The organism is Micromonospora sp. PLK6-60 (assembly GCF_019890675.1).
Classification (GTDB): domain Bacteria; phylum Actinomycetota; class Actinomycetes; order Mycobacteriales; family Micromonosporaceae; genus Micromonospora.
Map to the genome: position 1 here is coordinate 393,657 of NZ_JAIOAA010000001.1, position 21,592 is coordinate 415,248.

Genomic DNA, 21,592 nt, shown 5'->3' on the forward strand with positions numbered 1-21,592 from the left:
TCCTGAGACCAATCTTCATCGCGGCCTGAGCAATGAGAAAGGCTTTCGAGGTGGCCGGATCCGCCCCTGGACGGAAGTGGCCACCGCTCAAGGCCCGACAATTCGGCTCGCGGCTTCGACGTGGAGGTTCGTGCTGCCGGAAAGGCCAGGTCAGGCGCGCCCGTGGCGTGCGCAGTTCGTCACAGGTGTGGTTCCGACGATTCGCCGAGGTCACCGACGAGCGGATCCGGCACGCGCATCCGCCAGGCGTCGGTGACGAGTTCCGCCAGCCGGTCGACGCTCACCTGCGTCAGCCGCAGCATGACCAGGGGCAGGCCGTCGTACGCGGGGGTGGTGAAGAAGAGCTCGGGCTCGCCGAGGAGCAGCGCCTGCTTCTCCGCTTCGTCGCCCACGTACAGCACGGCGATGTCGGTCCGGATGCGGCGCGGCGCGCCGGGTCTGCGCTCGGGGTAGGACCAGACGAATCCCTTGTCGGCCACCCGGAAGTCGAACCCGTCGCTGTCGATCTCGACCACGTGCGGCAGGGCCAGCGCCAGGCGACGGACGTCGTCCGCGTCAGCCATCGAGGTCGCTCCGGGACACCGCCGTCTGCATCCGCACAGCCTAATCGCCGCGCCGCCACGCCGGTCGGGACTCCGCGGCGAGGCGGTCGCGACGGCTCAGGGCGTCCAGCGTACGTGTGGATTGACCCGCCCGGACCAGTCGAAGACGGCCATGTTGTCCCACTGGTTGCCGGTGCCGTTGATGTTGGCCGGATCCCAGCCGTTGCCGCTGATGGCGTACCAGGTCGGTTCCCAGTAGAAGACGCCGATGGCGCCCGCGTTGCGGGCGGTGTTCTGGACCCAGTCGAACTCCTGGGCCTGCCCGGACCAGGTCGCGCTGATGCCGTCGCAGGTCGCGTCGCCGATGGCGTTCGGCTCGCTGTCGGCGTTGTCGCGGGTGAAGGGGTACGCGGTCTCGACGATCACCACCGGCTTGCCGTAGCGACCACGCAGGTCGACGATGTTGTCGTAGAGGTTCGCCAGGGTGCCGTGCCACATGCAGTAGTACGACAGGGCGGTGATGTCCCACTGCACGCCCTGGGCGCGGATGCCGTCGTAGAACCATCGGGCGTTGGCGTTGCTGTCGGCGTCAGCGGTGTGGATCATCACCGGGATGCCGCCGCCGCACGCCTTGGTCGCCTGGTAGCCCTGCTTGAGCAGGCCGGCCAGCGGGGCGAAGTCGTTGTTGACGACCTTGCCCTCGTTCCACAGCATCCCGACGTTGATCTCGTTGCCGATCTGCACGCTGTCCGGTGGGGTGCCCTGCCCGGCGAGGCTGGCGCAGACGTCGTAGGTGAAGGTGTAGACGTCGGTCCGGAGTTGGCTCAGGCTGTGGCCGGCCCAGGCGGCCGGCTTGTACTGCTTGCCGGGGTCGGCCCAGGTGTCGGAGTAGTGGAAGTCGATGAGCACCTTGAGGCCCTTGGCCTTGGCCGCTCGCGCCTGGGCCAGCACCTTGGCTTTGTTGTGGTAGCCGCTGATCGGGTTGTTCCAGATGCGCAGTCGGACGTAGTTGACGCCGACGGACTTCAGGATGTCCAGTGGGTCGCGGGCGACACCGGCGGCGTCGCGGTACGTGGCGCCCAGATCCAGGCTGCGCTGCAACGAGGAGACGTCGGCGCCGCGCATGCTCAGCGTGTTCGCGGCGGAGGCGGGCGCGGGCGTGCCGCCGAGCGTGGTGGAGGCGGCGAGGATGCCGGCCGTGACCGCCCCGATCAGTGCCCTGCGGCGGCGGTCGGGTGGTGCCGAGTGTGTGCTCACGTGACTCCTTCTCACCGGGGGCGGGCCGGGCCAGCTCCCGCCCGTGTGGCCACCGCTCCCCCAGGGCGGCTGATCGCTGGCGAGGTCCACCGCCGGGACGCCGGCCGGCGATCCTCGGTCGCGCTCAGCCCACCGTGCAGGGGGCGCCGTTCAGCGAGAACGCGGTCGGTGGGGCGTCGCTGGTGCTCCACCGGCCCTGGACGCCGAAGGTCGCGGAGCCGTTCGGCGCGAGGACGCGGTTCCAGTCGACGTTACGGGCGGTGACGGTGGCGCCGGTCTGGCCGATCGTGGCGTTCCATCCCGAGGTGACCCGCTGGTCGCCCGGGTAGGTGAAGGTGACGATCCAGCCGTCGACCGGTGCCGTCCCGGTGTTCTGGACCGTCACCGTGGCCACGAAGCCGTCCTGCCACTCGGACTGGTTGCGGTAGGTGACCCGGCAGGTCGAGGGCGGCGGGGGCGTCGGCGTGGTCGTCGTGGGCAGGGTGACCGTGTTGGAGGCGATCGACACGTTGCCCACCGCGTCCCGGGCCCGTACGTAGTACAGGTTACGCAGCGGCGTCGACGCCGGTAGCGACGTCGTGTACGTCGTCGCCGGCACGGTGGCGATCAGCGTCGAGGTGAACCAGCCGTCGAACCGGTAGACGTTGTAGCCGAGCACACCGACGTTGTCGGTCGACGGCGACCAGGACAGCGTGGCGGTCGAGGCGGTCACCTCGCCGACGGTCAGGTTCTGCGGGGCGCTCGGCGGGGTGGTGTCCGGGCCGGTGTCCGTCACCGGGGTCACCACGGTCAGCGTGTCCGACGAGTTCGAGGTGTGCCCGAGGCTGTCCCGGGCGGCCACCCGGAACGAGTACTGCTTGCCCGGCCCGAGGTAGTTCGTGATCGTGGTGGTGGTGACGTTCCCGACGCTGGCGCTGTAGATGACGTCGTCGAACGCCTGGTAGTACGTGATGACGTAGCCGGTGATGGCGCAACAGCCGGGCTTCGCGGCCGTCCAGGTCAGGGTGACCGACCCGGTCCGTACCTCGGTGGCGGCCAGGTTCGTGGGCGCGCTCGGCGGGAAGGGCGAGGTGCCCGGCGTGCTGGGCGCCGTGGTCGGCGTCGGCGGCGCGGTCGCCGTCGGCTCGGCGGCGGCCACCGCGGCCCCGCCGGGCGCCGGGGCGAGGCCGGGGTACGCGGCGGGCGCCGCGGTGCCGGCGTCGGCCGCCGGTGCGGCGCTCAGCACGATGCCGAGCACGGCCGTCGACAGTACGACGGCGGCCAGCACACCCGGCCGCAGCCGACGGAACAGCGAGGACGAAAAGACGCCGGTCATGCCTCGACGATGCCGCCAGACATCGATGATCGCCAACGTGTCTCACGCCTCGGTCGGGACCGGCCCGACGCACGGTGAACCATCCGGTAGAACTGTCAGGTGCCCGGACTCGTCGACCTGCCTGCCCGCGCCCCGTCTCGACCGGCACGCGCCGTCACCGAAGTTTTCGCGCCGGCCGTCCTCGCGTCGGTGCTGCCGCTGGTCATCGCCGTGCACAGCACCGCTCCGGCCGTTGCGACCGGTCTCGGCTGGGCACTGCTCGCCATCCTGTTCTGCTCCGCCATCCCGTACGCCGTCGTCTGGGTCGGCGTACGGCGTGGCCGGTTGACCGACCACCACATCGGCGTCCGCGAGCAGCGCCGCATGCCGCTGGTCTTCGGGATGTTCTCGGTCCTCGTCGGCCTCGCCGTGCTCGTCCTCGCCGGCGCGCCTCGGCCGCTCGTCGCCATGGTGGTGGTGATGTTCGCCGTCCTGCTCGTCGTCACCGTGGTCAACCAGGTGTGGAAACTCAGCGCCCACGCCGCCGTCGCCGCCGGCTCGGCCGTCGTGCTGATCATCGTGTTCGGGCCGGCGTTGGTCCCGTCACTGGCGGTCGTCGCCGTGGTGGGTTGGTCCCGGGTGCGGTTGGGTGACCACACGACCAGCCAGGTCGTGGTCGGCGCGCTGGCCGGGGCCCTCACCGCCGCGCCGACGTTCCTCCTCCTCGCCTGACTCCCGGGAACCCGCCCGTGGGAGTCGTCACCGCCCGGCCGGCGTCCTCGCCAGCAGATCAGGGCAGGTCGACGTCGTCGCTGCGGTGCCGGACGTCCGGCTCGAAGCCCGCCAGCCGGTTGCACAGGTTGCGCAGCGCGGCGTCGAGGCCGGTCCGGGGATGGCCGGTCGCCCAGGCCAGGTGCTCGCACTCGGCCAGCGGGATCGCGCGCCGGGTGACCGCCGCCCGCCGAACTGACGTACGTCGATGTTGCCAGCGCGGATCCAGATGTGCTGGAATGGCTCATATCGCCGCAGCACGGGGGCAACCGTGCTGAGAACGGCCAGCACGGGAGCATCGTAGCGCCGGCAGCGCGCCGCCTCGGCAGGCAGCTCGCACGGCGCATCGCCGGGCCATCACCGTGCTGACAGGCACCCTGCCGGGCATGCACTCCGGTCCGCCGCAGGTGTCCCCCGGCACGTGTACCCGACGGCCGACGCGCTCGACGCCTGACCCGCGGGGTGCGTCCGATCCGGTCTGCCAGCGCACCAGGACCGGCGACGAGGTGAGAAGCGATCATGACGATCCGAGAGAGTTTCGCGGGGTGGTACCGCCACCGCCTGGTGTGGGTGGCGGTGATCCTGCTGGCGACCGCGGCCGGCACGGCCGTACTGGTCAACCGGGCCGACCCGAAGCCGGAGCCGGCGGATCTGCAGGCGCAGATCGTGGCCCGGATGCGCAGCACGCTCGAACAGGCGGACCCGGAGCAGCACCACCACGCCGGGCACGGCGGCCAGCAGGGCGCCACCGGGGCCAAGCCGCCGGTGATCTGCGGGGTCCGGGTCTACGGCTACGAGCCGGCCGGGGCCACCGCGCTCGCCGACGTCCGCGAGGTCTACGGCTTTCACCTCTGTGGAATCGCCGAGCAGAAGCGCCCCTGGGACGTGGCGGTCAAGCTGGCCGGCCCCGTGATCATGGACATGTCCACCGAACCCCCGGGCATCCAGGTCGTCGAGGCGACGGCCGACGTCAGGTTCGTCGACCGGCTGCGGGAGATGTTCCCGGCCAGGTACGCGGCGCTGGCGCAGAAGGAGGCGCTGACCGCCGCGGAGATGGCCGAGCAGCGCCGCCGGTACGACGCCGCAGCCGGCCTGTGACCACGCCGGCCGCCCGGGCGGGCGGCATACCCGCACCCGCCCGCCGCACCCGCGAGAGCCGTACGGCGATGCCGCGGCTGCGGCCCGCCACGCGCGGACCCGTCGCTGATCCGGCGATCCCGGACACCTCGCTCCACATCCGACTATAGATAGATCAGCGTTGATATTTATCTTCATAGGTGCAACAGTGGACCTGGGAGCGTTCCCATCCCGATCCCGCCCCGAGGAACGGAGGATGAACAGTGCGTTCACACAAGTCCGATCAACCCGGCGGACGACCCCGGTCAACCGCCCGCCGGTCCCTCCAGGCGCTCGTCCTGGTGCTCGCCCTGGTGGTCGGCACACTGCCCGCGACCGGCGCGGCCCAGGCACACGGCACCGTCATCAACCCGGCGAGTCGCGCGTACCAGTGCTGGAAGACCTGGGGCAACCAGCACACGAACCCCGCCATGCAGCAGCAGGACCCGATGTGCTGGCGGGCGTTCCAGGCCAACCCCGACACCATGTGGAACTGGATGAGCCAACTGCGCGACGGCCTCGCCGGCCAGTACCAGGCCCGCACCCCGGACGGGCAACTGTGCAGCAACGCCCTCTCCAGGAACGACTCGCTGAACCAGCCCGGGGCCTGGAAGACGACCACCGTCAGCCGCAACTTCACCGTCCAGATGTACGACCAGGCCAGCCACGGTGCTGACTACTTCCAGGTCTACGTCACCAAACAGGGGTTCAACCCGGCCACCCAGCGACTCGGGTGGGGCAACCTCGACCTGATCAAGACGACCGGGCGCTACGCGCCGGCACAGAACATCTCGTTCGACGTCTCCACCTCTGGACGCACCGGAAACCACATCCTGTTCGTGCTCTGGAAGGCGTCACACATGGACCAGACCTACATGTGGTGCAGCGACATCACCATCACCTGATCGGCAGGGCCGACCGGCGCGGCACCACTCCGGCCCAGGGCGTTGGCGTCCTGGGCCGGCTCCGTCGTCGGGTAGCGGGGACCGCCGGCGGCCGACGCCTCCTCCGTCGAGCGGAGGCGAACCGCTCGTCTGCCCGGCGGCAGCTCAGAGAACTGTCGCTGCCCTGACCAGCCCGGCACCCACCACGGCCAGCGGCCGCGGTGATCCTGTGGCCCGGCGCGACGCGACCGTTCAGGTGACGCGCTGTGCCAGAAGTGCGCTGGCGTCGTCGCCCAGACGATCTGGCCGGTGCTGGGCCGGAACGTCGCCACGACAGCGGTCGCGGTCGTGGCGACGCCGGCGCCGATCAGCAGTGCGTTGAGACGGGACAGGATCATCGCCGGTGGATGGCCCTCGACGGCGTACGCCGCCATCGCATACCGCAACATGACCATGGTCTCGACGGCCCCCAGGCCGTGACCGGCGACGTCGCCGACAGCCATGACCAGATCTCCGTTGGCCAGCGGACGAACCAGGTACCAGTCTCCCCCGATCCGCAGGACGGGGTCCGCGGACCGGTATCGCACGGCGACCCGCAGGCCGGCGAGGTCGTCGACGACGCTGCTCGCGGGCTGGATGGCGTGTTGCAGCACCTGGTTGATGTGCCGCTCGCGGGCCAGTTGACGCCGGTACGAGAGCGGGACACGGCTACCGCCGGACCGGACCCTGTCATCGTCGGTCATCTCTTCGCATTGTGGTGGTCAGCGCCCCGACGGCTGCCCCGCCGGTCAGCCGTGGCTCGAGCCGAGGAAGCTGCGCAGGGCCGCGTTGACCTCGTCGGCGTGCGTCCAGAGCAGCCCGTGCGGCGCCCCCTCGATCTCCACGTACCGCGCGTCGGGCAGCAACTGCCGGAAGCGGCGGGCCGTGGCGTCGATGGGGAGGATGTGGTCGGCGGTGCCGTGCAGGATCAGCGCCGGCTTACCGCTCGCCCGGACCGCCTCGACGTCGGCGCGGAAGTCCTCGATCCACGAGGAGACGACGGCGTAGGCCGCCACGGGGGCGCTGGAGATGGCGACGTTCCAGCTGCCGGTGACCGCCTCCTGGCTGATGCGGCTGCCGAGGTTCTCGTCGAGGTTGTAGAAGTCCGCGAAGAACTTCGTGTACCAGGCGTAGCGGTCACCCTTCGCCGCGGCCTCGATCCCGTCGAAGACCTCCTGCGGCACGCCCTCGGGATTGTCGTCACGGGCGACGAGGAAGGGCTCCAGCGAAGCGAGGAACGCGAGCTTCGCGACCCGCTCGTGGCCGAACCGCGACACGTAGCGGGCGAGCTCACCGGTACCCATCGAGAAGCCCACGAGGATAACGTCGCGCAGATCGAGGGTCTCCAGCAGGGTGTTCAGGTCGGCGGCGAAGGTGTCGTAGTCGTAGCCGGATCCGACCTTCGACGACCGGCCGAAGCCGCGACGGTCGTAGGTGACGACGCGGTATCCGGCGGCAAGCAGTTCCCGCGTCTGCCGCTCCCAGCTGTGGCCGCTCAGCGGATAGCCGTGGATGAGCACGACGGGTTGCCCGGCGCCCTGGTCCTCGTAGTAGACCTCGACCGGCGTGCTGTTCTCGTTCCCGACGTTGAGGTATCCCATGTTCTCTTCCTCTTCTCCAAGCGAATGGCGTCGGCCGGCTCCTCGCCGGTCAGCGCCGTGTCCTCAGGTTCGCACCGGTGGCGGAACCTTCGCCTCGGTGGAAACTACGTAATCGCACTGGCCAGGTTCATGACGACGGTGAGCCGGCCGCCGTCGCCGGGATCGGGGTCCGGGATCATCGTCTCCGGGTCGACGAGAAAGACCTCGTGACCGTCGAGCGTGAGCCGGCGTGCGACCTCCAGCAGCATTCGCCGGGCCACGTCGTCGATGGAGTGCACCAGGGAGACGTCGAGAACCACCCGGGGTTCCGACGGCGCATTCTCGACGAGTTCGCGAACGATCCGCTCGGCGCCCGCGAAGCGGATTCCGCCCTGCAGCCGGAGCACCCGGGTCGCGTCCGCTCCACGGCCGTGCACCCGATTGGCACGCACGACCGCGCGCGCCGCGGGCGGAACCTCCATCACATGCAGCCCCATGTCGGACGAGAACCGCTCGAACAGCGACACTCCGCGAACGCTGTTGCCGTGCCGGTCCAGTCGAGGCGAGAAGGTGGCGATGCCGAGCTGACCGGGAAGCGCACCGATCAGTCCCCCGGCCACCCCGCTCTTCGCCGGAATGCCGACCTGCGTGGCCCAGTCGCCGGCGGCGTCGTACATCCCGCAGGTGGCCATGACGCTCAGCACCTGGCGCACCACTGCCCCGTCCACCACCTGCACGTTGGAGACGGGATTCACCCCACGGTTGGCCAGCGTCGCCGCCATCATCGCCAGATCTCGTGCGGTCACGAGCACCGAACACTGCCGGATGTAGCCATCGACAACGGCCCTCGGGTCCTCGGTGAGGATGCCGTGGCTGCGGAGCATGTACGCGATGGCGAGGTTGCGGTGCGCGTTCTCCATCTCGGATGCGCACACCGTCTCATCGACCGCCAGCCGACGGCCCGCGAAGGCGGAAAGCCCCCGCACGACGCGGTCCACCCGCTCGACGGGCGTCAGGTTTTGCGGGCCGGCGAGTGAGTGAGCGGTGATCGCACCGGCGTTGATCATCGGGTTGCGGGGACGGCCCGTGTCGTGTTCGAGGGAGATCTCGTTGAACGCCTCCCCTGACGGCTCGACCCCGACCTTGGCGAGCACCCGATCGAAACCGCGATCGGACAGCGCCATCGCGTACACGAACGGCTTCGAGATCGACTGGATCGTGAACGCCGCGTCAACGTCGCCGGCACCGTAGACCGTGCCGTCGACCGTGGCGAAGACCGCCGCGAGACGGTCAGGATCAGCCGTCGCCAGCTCGGGAATGTAACCCGCCCGCTCCCCGGAGGTATCCGACTCGACATCCCCGAGCACGTCGGTCAGATAGTCAGGGACGACCGACCGCATCCGCCCTCCTTCGGTGTTCGCCTGCCCGTACTCATGAACTCCCCCGGACAGCCCGCGTTTGTCATTTCGAGCGGTTCCCCATTCAGGTCCGGTCGTCGAAGGCGGCCGTAGCCGAGGCTGCGGTGAGGGTTCGTAGCTCGGCGGCCTCGACGTTCGCGCCGAACGCGGCGGTCCCGGGTTCGAGGCGGGCGCCGGCCGCGAGGGGGCCGATCGCGACGGCGTCGAATCCGAGCGCGTCGACCAGCTGTGCCACCGTGGCGACGTCCCGGGGAGAATCGCCGGCGATCGCGATCGCCTTGCGCCCGGGCCGCCCGGCGGGGCGAGCCTCGTCCTCGAGGTCGTGATAGCCCATGTGGTTCAGGGCTTTCACGACGCGCGCGCCCGCCAGGAACCGCTGCACGGCGTCGCTCGAGGACACGCCGGGCGCGACGACCGTGTCGCGTGGGCCGTCGATCTCCCACCAGTGGTTCATCGCGTCCACGACGAGCTTCCCGCTCAGCTCGGCTGCCGGGAGGTTGCGGTGCCTGCTGAGCGGGAGCGCGAGGATCACCATGTCCGCGGCCGCCGCGGCCTCGGTCGGCCAGACGGCAGTCGCGCCGGGTGTCAGCACCTCGGTGGTCAACGCGATCCTCGCGGGATCTCCGGAGCCGGAGATCAGCACGCGGTAGCCTGCGGCGACGGCCAGCCGTGCCAGGACGGTGCCGACCTTCCCGGCGCCCAGGATGCCGATGGTGGTGACCGGAGCGGTCATCGCGCCGCGACCGCGGACTGCTCGGCCAGCAGCTCACGCACCCGCGGGATGACCTGCGTGCCGTACAGCTCGACCGACCGCATCCGCGCGGCGGCGGAGACCGTCCCCGCGGCGGAGTAGATCATGTCGAAACGGCCCACGTCCAGCACCCGGATCGCGCGGGCGATCTTCGCCGCGACGGTCTCGACCGAGCCTACGTACAGCGAGCCGTGCGCCACGTCGGCATCGAACTCCCGCCGTTGGATCGGTGGCCACCCGCGCAACGCGCCGATCCGATCGCGGATCTCCCGGTAGCCGGGGTAGAACAGCTCCCTGGCCTCCTCGTCGGTCGCGGCGACGAAGCCGGGCGAGTGCACCCCGACCGGCTGGGGGGTCGTGCCGAGCTGCTGGTGCGCGCGTCGGTAGAGGTCCACGTACGGAGCGAAGCGATCGGGTGCGCCACCGATGATGGCGAGCATCAGCCGGAACCCGTAGTGGGCGGTGCGGAGCACCGACTGCGGCGACCCGCCCACGCCCACCCAGGTGTGCAGCCGTCCCGAGTCGGTCTTCGGGTAGACGTCGGCGTTGTGCAGGGCGGCGCGGGTGGTGCCCTCCCAGGTCACCGGTTTTTCGTCCAGGAGTCGATGGAACAGGTCGATCTTCTCCTCGAACAGCACCTCGTAGTCCTTCAGGTCGTATCCGAACAGCGGGAACGACTCGGTGAACGATCCTCGTCCGAGGATCACCTCGGCGCGACCACTGGAGAGGGCATCGAGCGTGGCGAAGCGCTGGAACACCCGCACCGGATCATCCGAGGACAGCACCGTCACCCCCGACGCGAGCCGGATGCGCTTCGTGGCGGTCGCGATGCCGGCGAGCACCGTCTCCGGACTGGAGATCGCGAACTCCGGCCGGTGGTGCTCGCCCAGTGCGACCACGTCGATGCCGATCTGGTCGGCCAGCACCGCCTCGGCCACCGCCGCGCGGATCGCCTGCGCGTGCGAGACGATCTCCCCGCGGTCGTCGCGGGGACGGTCCCCGAAACTGTCGATACCGAACTCGACCTGCGATGCGTCCATCGTGTGTAGCTCCTTAAATGTCTTCACCAGGACCTCGGGGGGGCACGAGAGCCTCACCTGCGGGGCGTTCGGACCATCCTTTTTCGTCAGCCGGGTTGTCGGGTCAGCCCTGTGGCGTCCGACCGCAGGGTCCCGCGTGATCGCAGTACGGCTGCCGGCGGCTCTGCCCGCAACCACACAGGACGACTCTGGTTTCGGCGCGCGCGCCGTGCGGCGTGTCCACGCTCAACTCACCACGCACGATCAACTCTCCGGTGGAACCGCGCGTGATCCGCGTGGGCCGGTCCGGGGTCTCCGCCCCGCCGTCCACGCGTGCGTACTGCAACGCTCCGGAGGGACAGCGCCGCACCACGTCGGCGACCCGCTCGGCCTCGGCACCGTCGGGCCGGATCCACGGGCGCCGGCCCGGGTCGAAGACCTCCGGCAGGCCGCGGACGCACTCGGCGGCGTGCAGGCACCGCCCGGCCTCGAAGGTCACGGTGATCGACTGGCCCTCGTACGCCTTCTTCCCGGTTCCGCTGCTCATACCGACCTCCATCGTTGCCGTGCCCGCCTCTTCAGTCCCTGACCCGGCTGCGGGACTGGTAGACCAGGTCCTGGTATTCCGGGTGCCGGGCGATCCACCCGGCGATGAACGGGCAGGTGGGCAGGACCAGCAGGTTCGCGGCGCGGGCCTCGTCGAGGGCGGCGCGGGCCAGGGCCGCCCCCACTCCGCTGCCCTCGTACTCCGGCGAGACCTCGGTGTGTACGAACGCGATGAGTTCCGGGGTGCGGATGTACTGCGCGAAGCCCGCGACCGTGGACTCTCCCTCGACCCGCGCCTCGTACCGGTTGGCTTCGGGGGCATCGCTCACCTTCACTGCCATGTGTCCTCCAGATCTCAGGTGTGGTGGAGCTTCACGTCGCTGGCCGCGGCCTGCCCACAGAAGCCGATTGGTTGACGCATCATCCACACTAGAGACAGTTTGTTGATCCGTCAACCAGTTGGCCGGGGTGTCGGCTGCCTTCCCTACCGCGCGGACGGCGGCATCCGTCGGGGCGTCCGGCAGGCACGAGCCACGCCCGAGGTGGTTACGCTCCCCGCATGGACGCAACGCCCCGCTGGCTCACCTCGGAACAGCAGGCCGCCTGGGACAGTTTCATCCGCATGCAGGAAAAGCTCATCGGGCGACTCTCCCGCCGGGTCCAGGCCGACTCCGGCATGTCCGCCGCCGACTACATCGTGTTGGTCAAACTGACCGAGAGCAGTGGCGGACGGATGCGCTTCATGGACCTGGCAAAGGTGGTGGAGTGGGAGAAGAGCCGCATGTCCCACCAGGTCAGGCGGATGACAGAGCGCGGGCTGGTGGCCAGGGAGGAATGTCCCGACGACGGACGCGGAGCGTTCATCGTCGCCACCCCGGCCGGCGTCAAGGCGATCGAAGAGGCGGCACCCGTGCATGTCGAACATGTCCGCCGACTGTTCATCGACGCCCTCAGCCAGGAAGAACTCGACACCCTCGCCAGGATCTCGGACCGCGTCCTCGCCCATCTGGAGGGGCAGCCCGACTGACCGGCCACGCGCCAGATCGTACGGACGCACGCGGCCCCATTGCTGCGACACCGCGTCTCCGCCCACCACCGTCAACGCCGCCTCACGCCGCGAAGGGACCGTCCGGGGCGAATGCCCGCGCGGCGAAGCGGTCAGCGATGCGGCGGTGGGTGGCGGTGTCCGGGTGGAACTGGTCGGGCAGCGGCAGTTCGGCGAAGTCGGCCTCGCCGTAGAGGTCGAGGCCGTCGAGGTGGTGCAGGTTCGGGTCGTCGGCCGCGCGCTGCGCGGTGATCCGCGCCAGCTCGCCGCGGATGACACCGAGCGTGAGCTTCCCGCTCTCAATCCATCGAGTGATGTCGCCTGCCGCGCAGGGCGAGGACCGATCCGCCGGTCACAGCCAGTCGTGTTCGCGGGCGTAGCGGGCCGCCTCGTGGCGGGTCCGGGTCTGGGTCTTGCGCATGGCGTTGGACAGGTAGTTACGGACGGTGCCCGGGGCGAGGTGGAGCCGGGTGGCGATGTCGGCGACCGAGTAGCCTTCGCCGGTGACCCGCAGCACGTCGGCTTCGCGGTCGGTGAGGGGGCAGTCCTCGGTGACGGCGAGCGCGGACACGTCCGGGTCGATCCAGCGTTTGCCCGCGTGCAGGGCGGCGATGACCGAGGTGATGTGGGCCGGTTCGGCGGACTTGCTGACGAAGCCCTGGACGCCGAGCCGCAACGCCTTGCGCAGCACGCCCGGGCGGGCGTGCCGGGTCAGCATGAGGATCACCTGCTCGGGCCGCGCCCGGCGGATCTGCGCGACCGCGTCGAGACCGTCCACGCCCGGCATCTCCAGGTCGACGACCAGCACGTCGGGCCGGTGCCGCAGGGTGGCTTCGACGGCGCTGCGGCCGTCGTCGGCTTCGGCGAGGACGATGATGTCGCCCTCCATCGGCAGCAGCGCGGCCAGGGCCGTACGCAGCAGCGCCTCGTCGTCGGCGAGCACGATACTGGTCATCGGCCGTCCTTCCCCGGGGCAGTTGGGGCCGCGACGGCACGAGCGGGTGGGAAGACCGCGGCGGTCAGGAACCGCGCGGCGGTCTGTTCCACGGTCAGCTCACCGCCGTCCCCCGCCACCCGTTGTCGCAGCGCCGCCAGTCCCCGCAGCTCGGGCTGCGCGCCGGCGGTGACGCCGTCGTTGACGATGGTGATGCCCGACTCGGCGAGCGTGATCTGCACCTGGGTCGCCTGCGCGTGCCGCAGGATGTTGGTGGTCGTCTCCCGCAACACCTGCCCGAGCAGTTCGCTGCTGCGGGCGTCCACCTCGGCCTCCCGGGTCACCCGGACCCGGATGCCGGCGGCCTCGAACAGATTCTTCGCGTTCTCGATCTCCGCGGTGAGGTTGAGCCGCCGTTGGCCGTACGCGAGTTCCTTGGTCTGCGCGATGGTGTCACTGACCAGGGCGTACGTCTCGCTCAGCTCCTTCTCCGCCCGTGCGGTGTCCCCGAGCAGCAGTCGCTGGGCCAGGGCGATCTTCAGTTTGACCACGTGCAGGGTGTGACCCTGGATGTCGTGCAGGTCACTGGCGAACCGGGCGCGTTCCCGCACGACGGCCAGCTCCGCCTCGCGCTCGCGGGTCTGTTCGAGTTCCCGGATGAGGTCGTAGAACCGCTCGCCCACCACCGTCATGACCGTCACCAGCACGGTGAGTCCCGTCGGGACGAGGACGTAACGGACCAGCACCTCGCGGATGTCGTCCCGCTCGACCAGCAGCCGCGCTGCGCCGACCACGGCGACGTAGCTGAACAGCCCGGTTACCGCGAGCACCCGCCGCCGCCGCACCTCGCGCAGGGCGAGGGACCCCACGGCGCAGATCCCCCAGTACGCGTTGGGGCTGCCGGTCACCAGCACCCCCAGCGGCCACACCGCTGCCGCGACGAGCACGCACGGCAGCGCGAACCGGGCGAGGTCGTTGGCCGTCCACCGTTCGAACGCCACCACGCCCGCCACCACGCCGGGCGCCAGGACGATGACGTGCCACCAGGCGCGCGTGTCGATGTAGAGCAGGACCACTGCGGCGATCACGACCGGCGGCAGTGACGTCGCCAGGTTGAGTCGGCGCAGCCGTCCCTGCGTCGACTCGGTGAAGCGCGGCGGTGGTGCGGTCACCACCCCAGTATCCGGCGGCCACCGGCGACGACCAGTGACACCACGTCACACGCGGTCGTGACACCACGCCACTGACGCCTCGGGCGCGGCCGCGCTGTCATGGGTGCATGTCCACCACACCCGTGATCGAAGTCGACCGGCTGAAGCTGACCTACGGCGACTTTCCCGCCGTCAGGGACCTCTCCTTCGAGGTGCGGCCCGGGGAGCTCTACGCGCTGCTGGGCACCAACGGGGCCGGCAAGACCTCGACCCTGGAGGTCGTCGAGGGACACCGCAGGCAGACCTCCGGCACCGTACGTGTCTTCGGACGCAGCCCCGGCGACCGGCGCGTGGTGCGTCCCCGGATGGGAGTCATGCTCCAGGAGAGCGGTTTCTCCCCCGACCTCACCGTCCGTGAGTCCGTTCGCCTGATCGGCCGGCTCACCCGGCGCAGCGACGACGTCGACCGGGTGCTCGACCTGGTCGGCCTCACCGACCGGGCCGGCCGGAAGGTGGCCCAACTCTCCGGCGGGGAGAAGCGGCGGTTGGATTTCGCGACCGCCGTCTACGGCACCCCGGAGCTGATCGTCCTGGACGAGCCGACCACCGGCCTGGACATCCAGTCCCGCGACGCCGTCTGGACGACGGTGGACCGGCTGCGCGAGAACGGCGCGACGATCGTGCTCACCACCCACTACCTGGAGGAAGCGCAGCAGCGCGCCGACCGGATCGGGCTGATGCACCAGGGCACCCTGCACCGCGAGGGCACCGTCTCCGAGCTGACCCGCAGCCTGCCGGCCGTCATCCAGTTCCGCCTCGCGGAACCGGTGCCGCTCCTGCCGCTGCCGGCCGCCGTCGGCGCCGACGGGACGGTCGTGATCGAAACCTTCGCCCTGCAGAAGGACCTGCACGACCTGCTCGGGTGGGCCCAGGACCAGGCGGTGGAGCTGCGCGACCTGCAGGCCGGGCCGACCCGGCTCGACGACGTCTTCCGCGCCATCACCCACTGAATCTCGTCCGCACAGGAGTGCCACATGTTGTCCATCGCGTCCAGCGAGCTGATCCAGATCCTCCGCAACCGGCTGGTGCTGGTCACCAGCCTCATCATCCCGTTCGCCGTCTCCGCCTTCTTCGTCCGCCAGCACGAGACCTTCGCCGACATCGGCAGCCTCGGCTACATCGCGGCGATCGTGCTGTTCACCGTGGCCGCTTTCGGGCTCTACGCCACGGCCGTCACCACGCTGGCCTCCCGACGCCAGAACCTCTTCCTGAAGCGGCTGCGCTCCACCGCCGCCGGTGACTCCACCATCCTGGCCGGCCTGCTGCTGCCGCCCACCGCGATCGCGGTGGTGCAGGTGGCGGCGATCCTGACCGCGCTGGCCATGGTCGCCGGCGGGCCGGCCAACGTCGCCCTGCTCGTGCTGGCCGTCCTCGCGACCCTGGCCATGATGATCGGCCTGGCCCTGGCCACCGCCGGGCTGACCAACTCCCCCGAACACGCCCAGGTGACCACCCTGCCCGTCACCCTCGGCGTGATCGCCGTGTCCAGCTGGGTGGGCATCTCCGGCACCGAGAACCTCGCCTGGCTCAAGCGGCTGCTGCCCGGCGGCGCGGCCACCGAACTGGCCAGGAACGCCTGGAACGGCGGCGTCGCCGTGGCCGACTCCCTGCTCCTGCTCGCGCCCACCCTGGGCTGGGTCGTCGTCGCCGTCGCCCTGGCCACCCGACTCTTCCGCTGGGAGCCCCGCCGATGACCACCGGACCCCGGACGCATTCGAAGCCGCCGACCCTGGCGGAAGATCTCCTGCTGCTGCTGTTCCAGCCCGGTTCCGGGACCGTCGCGAGTGAGAACACCCTCTTCTACGTCCTCGGCGGAGCCGTCCTCGCCGACCTCGCCCTCGGCGACCACCTGACCACGGCGGGCCGGGGCCGGGTCAGGAGTGTGCCGGACAGCCCACCGCCGGATCGCCTGCTGCGTCCGGCGTGGGACTACCTCGCGGAGAAGCCGCGAGGGGTGCAGACGGCACTCGCGGCCATCGGCCCCGCCCTGCGCCAGCCGGTGTTGCAGCGGCTCATCACCCGCGGCGACATCGACCAGGAGCCCCGCAAGGTGCTCGGCCTGTTCCGTTCGACCGCCCTGCGGGAGGGAAGGACCGAACGCCGGGCCCGTCTCCTCGCCGACGTGCGACAGGTGCTCGTGGAGGGCGCGCAGCCACCGGCTCGGGTCGCCGCGCTCGTGGCGCTGCTCTCGGCGAGCGGGACGCTCCCGCAGTTCCACCGCGAAATCCCCTGGACGTCACCGGTCATCACGCGGGCCAAGGAACTCGAGCGGGGCGACTGGGGCGCCGACGCCGCGGCGCAGGCGGTGACCCGCACCGTGACGGCCACGGTCGTCAACAGCGCCATCGTGGCCAGCACCGTGCTGCCGCGAGGCTAGCGCGCCGACCGGCCGGACCCCGCCCTAGGCCCTGTCCTGTCGATCATGTCGGTGCGAGGCGCGGTCCAGGCGGCGGTCCGGCAAGGCGGCGGTTCGTCCGGATACCGGTGTTGTATCCGGACGAACCGACAACGCCGCCGGTCGCCGTCTGGGCCCGTCGCAGCCCGGCAATGATCGGCAGGACGGGGCCTAAGCCCACCCGCCGGCGACGCGGGCGACTCGAACGACGAGAGGTGAGACAAGCATGTTGGCATGGACGGTCGAACCCGACGCACCCGGCCGACTAACGCTGCGTGACGTCGCGGACCCGGAGCCCCTGCCGCACGAGACGCTGGTACGGGTCGACGCCTTCGCGCCCAACCCCGGCGACGTCGCCGCGCTCGACACTGTCCCACCGGGCACGATCCCCGGCTGGGACGGCAGCGGCATCGTGCTCCGCGCCGCCGCCGACGGACACGGGCCCGGCGAGGGCGAGCGCGTGCTCTTCCTCGGTTCCGGCGGCGGCTGGGCCCAGGTACGCGCCGTGCCGCACACCACGATCGCGACCGCCGACGATTCTCCGGAGCGGCTGGCCACCCTTCCGGTGCCGGCGACCAGCGCCTTGCGCGCCATCCGGCGTTTCGGGTCGATCCTCGGCAGGCGGATCCTCGTCGTGGGTGCGGGCAGCGCCGTGGGCGCCGTGGCCGTGCAGCTCGCGGCCCGGTCCGGCGCACGGGTCGTCGCGGTGGCCCGGGATCCGGCCCAGCATCGCGCGATCCGCGCGGTGGGAGCGCACGAGACACACACCAGCGTCGCCGCCGCCGGCGCCCGCGTGCACGGCGTACTCGACGTGGTCGGCGGGCAACCCCTCGTCGACGCCTACCAGCTGCTCGAAGCGGGTGGCACGGTGATCTCACTCGGTCACGCGGCAGGGGTTGGGGAGCACTTCCCGTACGGGGCGTTCATCGGGGACGCCACCATGGCGAACCGCTCCATCACCAGCTTCTTCCTCGGTACTGAGCCGGACCTTGCGGCCGAGCTGGGCTTCCTCGCGGCGGAAGCACGGGCGGGGCGTCTCGACGTCGGCGACGTCGACCCGAGGTCGTGGACGGAGCTTCCCGAGTGGATCGCCAGCGGCACGCCCCGACGCTCGGGGCGGGTCGTGTTCCGGGTGGACCACGCGAGGAGGACCGCGTGACCGTCCCCCGTACCGCACCCGAAGCCGACGTCGCGCCCGTCCGGCGACCTGCGGCTCAGCCAGACCGCAGGTGGTGGCGCCACCGGAACGGGTCGTCCTCCAGCGCGGAACGGTCCCACCGCCCGAGGTCCGCGGCGGCTTCGTAGCTGGTGCGGAGGAATTCGGCGACCGCCCGGTCCGGGTCCGGTGCCGCGCGGGCGACCTCGTACGGCAGCAGGAACTGCTGGAACTCGGTGCTGAAGTAGGCGCCCTCGGGACCGACCCGCTGGTCGGCGAACCCGTCGGGTGCCGGGTAGGCGTAGGAGTAGAAGGCGCCTTCCTCACCCCCGCCGGGCCAGAACCCGCAGCTGGACAGCTCCCGGGAGTAGCCCTCGACCATGACCCAGTCCCCGCAGTTGGGCATCCCGCCGGGGTGCGGCGGGGCCGACCGGCCGGAGAAGCGGGTGCAGGCGAGATCCATCCCGCCCCAGAAGAAGTGCACCGGACTGACCTTGCCCACGAAGTGCGACCGGAACTTCCCGATCACCCGGTTCGCCTGCAACAACTGCCGCCAGAACAGGGTGGCCGCCTCGCCGTCGTAGGAGGCGTGCTGGTGGTCCTCGGCGAACGGGATCGCCGGGTCGACCTCGTTGGGGCGCGGCCGGATCGGCGCCTCGATCCCCAACTGGTCGAGCATGGCCATCAGTTGGGCGTAGAACTCGGCGACCGCCATCGGCCGCAGCGGAAGGCTCCGCGTGCCGCCGTCGCTGCTGCGCACGTCGAGCCGGTGGTCGAGGAAGTCGAACTCGATCTCGAAGGCCCCCGTCCGGTACGGGATGGTCGACGTCGTCAACCCGCGCGGGCTGACGTACAGGGTCACCTGCCACCAGTGGTTGAGCAGCGGAGCGTGGGCCATCCGGATCTTTCCCACGATCTGGGTCCACATGTGCAGGGTCTCGCGGGTCGCGGTCCAGTCCGCGACCCGCAGGCTCGGCCAGCTCACCGTTGCCGGGCTTGTCATCCGTACGCACATCCTTCCTGGTCTGTCTGACGTCGGGGCGTCGTTGCGGCCCGGCCGCACCCGGCGAGCGCTGGTGCTCCGCCGCCGGTGTGCGTTCGCGACGTGATCAGCGGTACTCCGGGTTGGCGTTGCCGGGACGGGTGCCGGCGTCCCACGCCGTGCGCTGGTTGCCGTAGGCCGGGAACCCACCGGCGCGGCGGATCATCGACGCGAGGTGGAGCAGGTTGTAGGTCATGAACGCGGTGTTGCGGTTGGTGAAGTCGTTGTCCGGGCCGCCGGAACCCTCGTCGAGGTAGGACGGCCCGGGGCCGATCTCGCCGAGCCAGCCCGCGTCGGCCTGGGGCGGGACGGTGAAGCCGATGTGCTGCAGGCTGTAGAGAATGTTCATCGCGCAGTGCTTCAGACCGTCCTCGTTGCCGGTGAGCAGGCAGCCACCGACCCGGCCGTAGTAAGCGTACTGGCCGTGCTCGTTGAGTACGCCGGAGTAGCCGTAGAGCCGCTCGATCACCCGGCGGGTCACCGAGCTGTTGTCGCCGAGCCAGATCGGTCCGGCGATGACCAGGATGTCGGCGGCCAGCACCCGGGTCAGCAGCGCGGGCCATTCGTCGGTGTCCCACCCGTGCTCGGTCATGTCCGGTCGGACGCCGGTGGCGATGTCGTGGTCGACGGCGCGAATCTGGTCCACGCTGACCCCGTTCGCCTCCATGATCGCCGCACTGCGGTCGACCACGCCCTGGGTGTGGCTCCGGCCCGGGGAGCGGTTGAGGGTGCAGTTGATGTACATCGCGCGCAGCCCGGTGAAGTCGGGCTTGTCGGTCACCGACGCGGTCATGCGGGTCCTTCCTGGTGGTCGGGGGTGCTGGCGGCCCGCCGGTCGGCGCGGAGGTCGTCACGCTCGACGTCGGTCCAGACGAAGGAGCCTGCTACCTCCCGCGCATCCGGTGGGCCCACGTGACGAGGCCAGGGCAAAGGCCGTCGCCCGGCCGATGCCGGTGGTGGACCCGGTAACCAGGGCAGCCTTGCCGGTCAACTCGCTCATAACGGGATCTCTCCTCCGCAGATTCTGTACCGATCGGTCGGTACAGAAGACCGTAGCACTTCCGATTCGATCGGTACAGAACTGGTAGGCTCGATCACATGGACACGCACCGGAGCGCGCAGGTCGGCCGGCCTCGGGGCTTCGACGCCGACGAGGCTCTCGAGAACGCGATGCGGGTGTTCTGGGAGCACGGCTATGAGGGCGCGAGCCTCGCCGACCTGACCGAGGCGATGGGGATCAACCGCACGAGCATGTACGCGGCCTTCGGCAACAAGGAGGAGCTGTTCCGGAAGGCCCTGGCCCGCTACAGCAACGGCCCCGCGTCGTACGGCGTCGAGGCACTGGCCGAGCCGACCGCCCGGCGGGTGGCCACGGCGTTCCTGCACGGCGCGGTGCGGAGCAGCACCCTGCCGGGCTACCCGGCAGGGTGCCTCAGCCTGCGGGCCTCCCTGCTGGGGGGTGCGGACGGGCGGGCGGTCCGCGACCTCCTGGCCACCTGGGGCACCGACATCAGCACCCAGCTGACGGATCGCTTCCGGCGGGCGGTCGAGGAGGGCGACCTGCCTCCGGAGACCGACCCGGCGCTCTTGGCGAAGTACGTCATCACGCTCGGCAACGGCGTCGCGGTGCAGGCCGCCGGCGGCGCCGAGCGCGACACCCTCCAGCTGGTCGTCGACGCCGCCCTGCGGAACTGGCCGCCGCTCTAGCCGGCCACCGCGTACTGGCTTCCGGGAACATCACCACCGCGCTCCGCGACGCGCACGGTGTTCCTGGCCCCACGTACCCGCTTCCTCAGGGTTGGAGCGGGCGCAGCATAAATGGGAGAAAGCACTGGGAGTCCGCTGCGGCGTGGGGTCCGGCGGCCAGGACGACGCCGTGGTGGGCGGCGATCAGCAGCCGGAAGTCGGCTACCTCACCTGTCCCGCGTACGCCCACCCACGCCCGACCGCGACGGCGTCCGTCTGACGTGCAGCCGCGACGAGGCAGCGCCCACTACGGGCCGGTCACCTCCCCGGCCAGGTCGACCGGCCGCACCTTGAGCTTGGTGGCGATGCGCATCAGCGCGCGTCGGTCGGCGGGGGTGAGCGGGTCGAGCACGTACCGCCGCACCGAGCGCACATGCGCCGGCGCGGCGGCGACCACGACGTCGTAGCCGGCGTCGGTGAGGGCGGCGATCGTGTAGCGGCGGTCCCCCGGGTCGGGGAATCGTTCGACCCAGCCGCGCTGCTCGAACCGCTTGACGACGTTGGAGAGGCGGGACAGCGAGCCGTTGGCCAGGTAGGCGAGTTCACTCATCCGCAGCCGCCGGTCGGGCGCCTCCGACATGTGGCTGAGGGTCAGGTAGTCGAAGAGGGACAGGCCGGCCACCTGCTGCAGGGGCGACTCCAATCGGCCGGGCAGCAGCAGGACCAGCGAGGCCAGACCGGTCCAGGCGTCCTTCTCCTCCGCCGACAGCCAGAGCGTCTCGTCGGTGCCGTCCCCGTCCGGGCCCGGGGTCGCGGTGGTTGCCATGCCGACACCATACCCAGCCGCACTGACTTCATGGTTGAAGTTCTCCGTGCTACCTTTCACTTCAAGCATGAAGTCAGAGA

The 21,592-nt window shown here is 70.7% G+C and carries 24 protein-coding genes; 9 read left to right on the top strand and 15 right to left on the bottom strand.

What is annotated here, in order from left to right; genetic code table 11:
• Positions 1-179 precede the first annotated feature (179 nt).
• The 3 genes from K7640_RS01530 to K7640_RS01540 all read right to left on the bottom strand — a co-directional run bounded on the left by K7640_RS01530 (position 180) and on the right by K7640_RS01540 (position 3,114).
• Positions 180-563, bottom strand: a complete 384-nt coding sequence (locus tag K7640_RS01530) for an MmcQ/YjbR family DNA-binding protein (protein WP_222952820.1) — start codon at positions 561-563, stop codon at positions 180-182.
• 96 nt (positions 564-659) lie between these two features.
• On the bottom strand, positions 660-1,799 hold the full coding sequence (locus K7640_RS01535) for an arabinogalactan endo-beta-1,4-galactanase (RefSeq protein ID WP_374198043.1): 1,140 nt from the start codon (positions 1,797-1,799) through the stop codon (positions 660-662).
• 124 nt (positions 1,800-1,923) lie between these two features.
• Positions 1,924-3,114: a cellulose binding domain-containing protein gene (locus K7640_RS01540; RefSeq protein ID WP_222952821.1), complete on the bottom strand. Its 1,191-nt coding sequence runs from the start codon at positions 3,112-3,114 to the stop codon at positions 1,924-1,926.
• A 99-nt stretch (positions 3,115-3,213) separates the two neighbouring features.
• Between K7640_RS01540 and K7640_RS01545 the strand changes: the two genes are divergently transcribed.
• From K7640_RS01545 to K7640_RS01555, 3 genes are all read left to right on the top strand, one after another.
• Complete coding sequence (locus K7640_RS01545) at positions 3,214-3,825, top strand: phosphatase PAP2 family protein (RefSeq protein ID WP_222952822.1); 612 nt, start codon at positions 3,214-3,216, stop codon at positions 3,823-3,825.
• A gap of 558 nt (positions 3,826-4,383) precedes the next feature.
• Positions 4,384-4,962, top strand: a complete 579-nt coding sequence (locus K7640_RS01550) for a hypothetical protein (RefSeq protein ID WP_222952823.1) — start codon at positions 4,384-4,386, stop codon at positions 4,960-4,962.
• Positions 4,963-5,204: 242 nt separating this feature from the next.
• Positions 5,205-5,885: a lytic polysaccharide monooxygenase gene (locus K7640_RS01555; RefSeq protein ID WP_222952824.1), complete on the top strand. Its 681-nt coding sequence runs from the start codon at positions 5,205-5,207 to the stop codon at positions 5,883-5,885.
• Here K7640_RS01555 and K7640_RS01560 read toward each other — a convergent pair.
• From K7640_RS01560 to K7640_RS01595, 7 genes are all read right to left on the bottom strand, one after another.
• Positions 5,852-6,607 (bottom strand): PP2C family protein-serine/threonine phosphatase, encoded by a 756-nt coding sequence (locus K7640_RS01560; protein ID WP_222952825.1) that lies wholly within the window; start codon positions 6,605-6,607, stop codon positions 5,852-5,854. The genes K7640_RS01555 and K7640_RS01560 overlap by 34 nt on opposite strands.
• Positions 6,608-6,652: 45 nt before the next feature.
• Positions 6,653-7,504 carry an alpha/beta fold hydrolase gene (locus K7640_RS01565; protein WP_222952826.1) on the bottom strand — a complete coding sequence of 284 codons (852 nt, stop codon included), beginning with the start codon at positions 7,502-7,504 and terminating at the stop codon, positions 6,653-6,655.
• A 104-nt stretch (positions 7,505-7,608) separates the two neighbouring features.
• A complete protein-coding gene (locus K7640_RS01570) occupies positions 7,609-8,883 on the bottom strand; it encodes a glutaminase (protein WP_222952827.1) in 1,275 nt (424 codons plus the stop codon).
• Between the two features lie 82 nt (positions 8,884-8,965).
• A complete protein-coding gene (locus K7640_RS01575; RefSeq protein ID WP_222952828.1) occupies positions 8,966-9,634 on the bottom strand; it encodes an NADPH-dependent F420 reductase in 669 nt (222 codons plus the stop codon).
• Positions 9,631-10,692 carry an LLM class flavin-dependent oxidoreductase gene (locus tag K7640_RS01580; RefSeq protein WP_222952829.1) on the bottom strand — a complete coding sequence of 354 codons (1,062 nt, stop codon included), beginning with the start codon at positions 10,690-10,692 and terminating at the stop codon, positions 9,631-9,633. The genes K7640_RS01575 and K7640_RS01580 overlap by 4 nt, the downstream gene beginning before the upstream one ends.
• Positions 10,693-10,795: 103 nt before the next feature.
• Complete coding sequence (locus K7640_RS29885; protein WP_255607732.1) at positions 10,796-11,218, bottom strand: (4Fe-4S)-binding protein; 423 nt, start codon at positions 11,216-11,218, stop codon at positions 10,796-10,798.
• Positions 11,219-11,249: 31 nt separating this feature from the next.
• Positions 11,250-11,558 carry a GNAT family N-acetyltransferase gene (locus K7640_RS01595; protein WP_222952830.1) on the bottom strand — a complete coding sequence of 103 codons (309 nt, stop codon included), beginning with the start codon at positions 11,556-11,558 and terminating at the stop codon, positions 11,250-11,252.
• Positions 11,559-11,776: 218 nt separating this feature from the next.
• On the opposite strand from K7640_RS01595, the gene K7640_RS01600 reads away from it, so the two are divergent.
• Positions 11,777-12,244 (top strand): MarR family winged helix-turn-helix transcriptional regulator, encoded by a 468-nt coding sequence (locus K7640_RS01600; RefSeq protein ID WP_222952831.1) that lies wholly within the window; start codon positions 11,777-11,779, stop codon positions 12,242-12,244.
• A gap of 370 nt (positions 12,245-12,614) precedes the next feature.
• Here K7640_RS01600 and K7640_RS01605 read toward each other — a convergent pair whose 3' ends face one another.
• Together K7640_RS01605 and K7640_RS30695 are read right to left on the bottom strand one after the other, a co-directional pair.
• The gene (locus K7640_RS01605; protein WP_222952832.1) at positions 12,615-13,217 is read right to left on the bottom strand and encodes a response regulator transcription factor; all 603 of its coding nucleotides are present in this window, start codon (positions 13,215-13,217) and stop codon (positions 12,615-12,617) included.
• A complete protein-coding gene (locus K7640_RS30695) occupies positions 13,214-14,368 on the bottom strand; it encodes a histidine kinase (RefSeq protein ID WP_222952833.1) in 1,155 nt (384 codons plus the stop codon). Before K7640_RS30695 ends, K7640_RS01605 begins: the two co-directional genes overlap by 4 nt.
• Before the next feature lie 107 nt (positions 14,369-14,475).
• Here K7640_RS30695 and K7640_RS01615 point away from each other — a divergent pair, with 107 nt between their 5' ends.
• The 4 genes from K7640_RS01615 (at position 14,476) to K7640_RS01630 (ending at position 17,961) form a co-directional block, all read left to right on the top strand.
• On the top strand, positions 14,476-15,357 hold the full coding sequence (locus K7640_RS01615) for an ABC transporter ATP-binding protein (RefSeq protein ID WP_222952834.1): 882 nt from the start codon (positions 14,476-14,478) through the stop codon (positions 15,355-15,357).
• A gap of 24 nt (positions 15,358-15,381) precedes the next feature.
• Positions 15,382-16,101: an ABC transporter permease gene (locus K7640_RS01620; protein WP_222952835.1), complete on the top strand. Its 720-nt coding sequence runs from the start codon at positions 15,382-15,384 to the stop codon at positions 16,099-16,101.
• Entirely contained in the window at positions 16,098-16,784 is a 687-nt protein-coding gene (locus K7640_RS01625; RefSeq protein ID WP_222952836.1) for a GPP34 family phosphoprotein, read from the top strand. The genes K7640_RS01620 and K7640_RS01625 overlap by 4 nt, the downstream gene beginning before the upstream one ends.
• A gap of 244 nt (positions 16,785-17,028) precedes the next feature.
• A complete protein-coding gene (locus K7640_RS01630) occupies positions 17,029-17,961 on the top strand; it encodes a zinc-binding dehydrogenase (RefSeq protein ID WP_222952837.1) in 933 nt (310 codons plus the stop codon).
• 55 nt (positions 17,962-18,016) lie between these two features.
• Here the strand turns inward: K7640_RS01630 and K7640_RS01635 are convergent, their stop codons facing one another.
• The gene (locus tag K7640_RS01635) at positions 18,017-18,961 is read right to left on the bottom strand and encodes a DUF5996 family protein (RefSeq protein ID WP_222952838.1); all 945 of its coding nucleotides are present in this window, start codon (positions 18,959-18,961) and stop codon (positions 18,017-18,019) included.
• A gap of 106 nt (positions 18,962-19,067) precedes the next feature.
• Entirely contained in the window at positions 19,068-19,793 is a 726-nt protein-coding gene (locus tag K7640_RS01640) for a flavodoxin family protein (RefSeq protein ID WP_222952839.1), read from the bottom strand.
• A gap of 305 nt (positions 19,794-20,098) precedes the next feature.
• Between K7640_RS01640 and K7640_RS01645 the strand changes: the two genes are divergently transcribed.
• Positions 20,099-20,707: a TetR/AcrR family transcriptional regulator gene (locus K7640_RS01645; RefSeq protein WP_222952840.1), complete on the top strand. Its 609-nt coding sequence runs from the start codon at positions 20,099-20,101 to the stop codon at positions 20,705-20,707.
• Positions 20,708-20,993: 286 nt separating this feature from the next.
• On the opposite strand, the gene K7640_RS01650 is transcribed toward K7640_RS01645, so the two are convergent.
• A complete protein-coding gene (locus tag K7640_RS01650) occupies positions 20,994-21,512 on the bottom strand; it encodes a MarR family winged helix-turn-helix transcriptional regulator (protein ID WP_222952841.1) in 519 nt (172 codons plus the stop codon).
• Positions 21,513-21,592 lie beyond the last annotated feature (80 nt).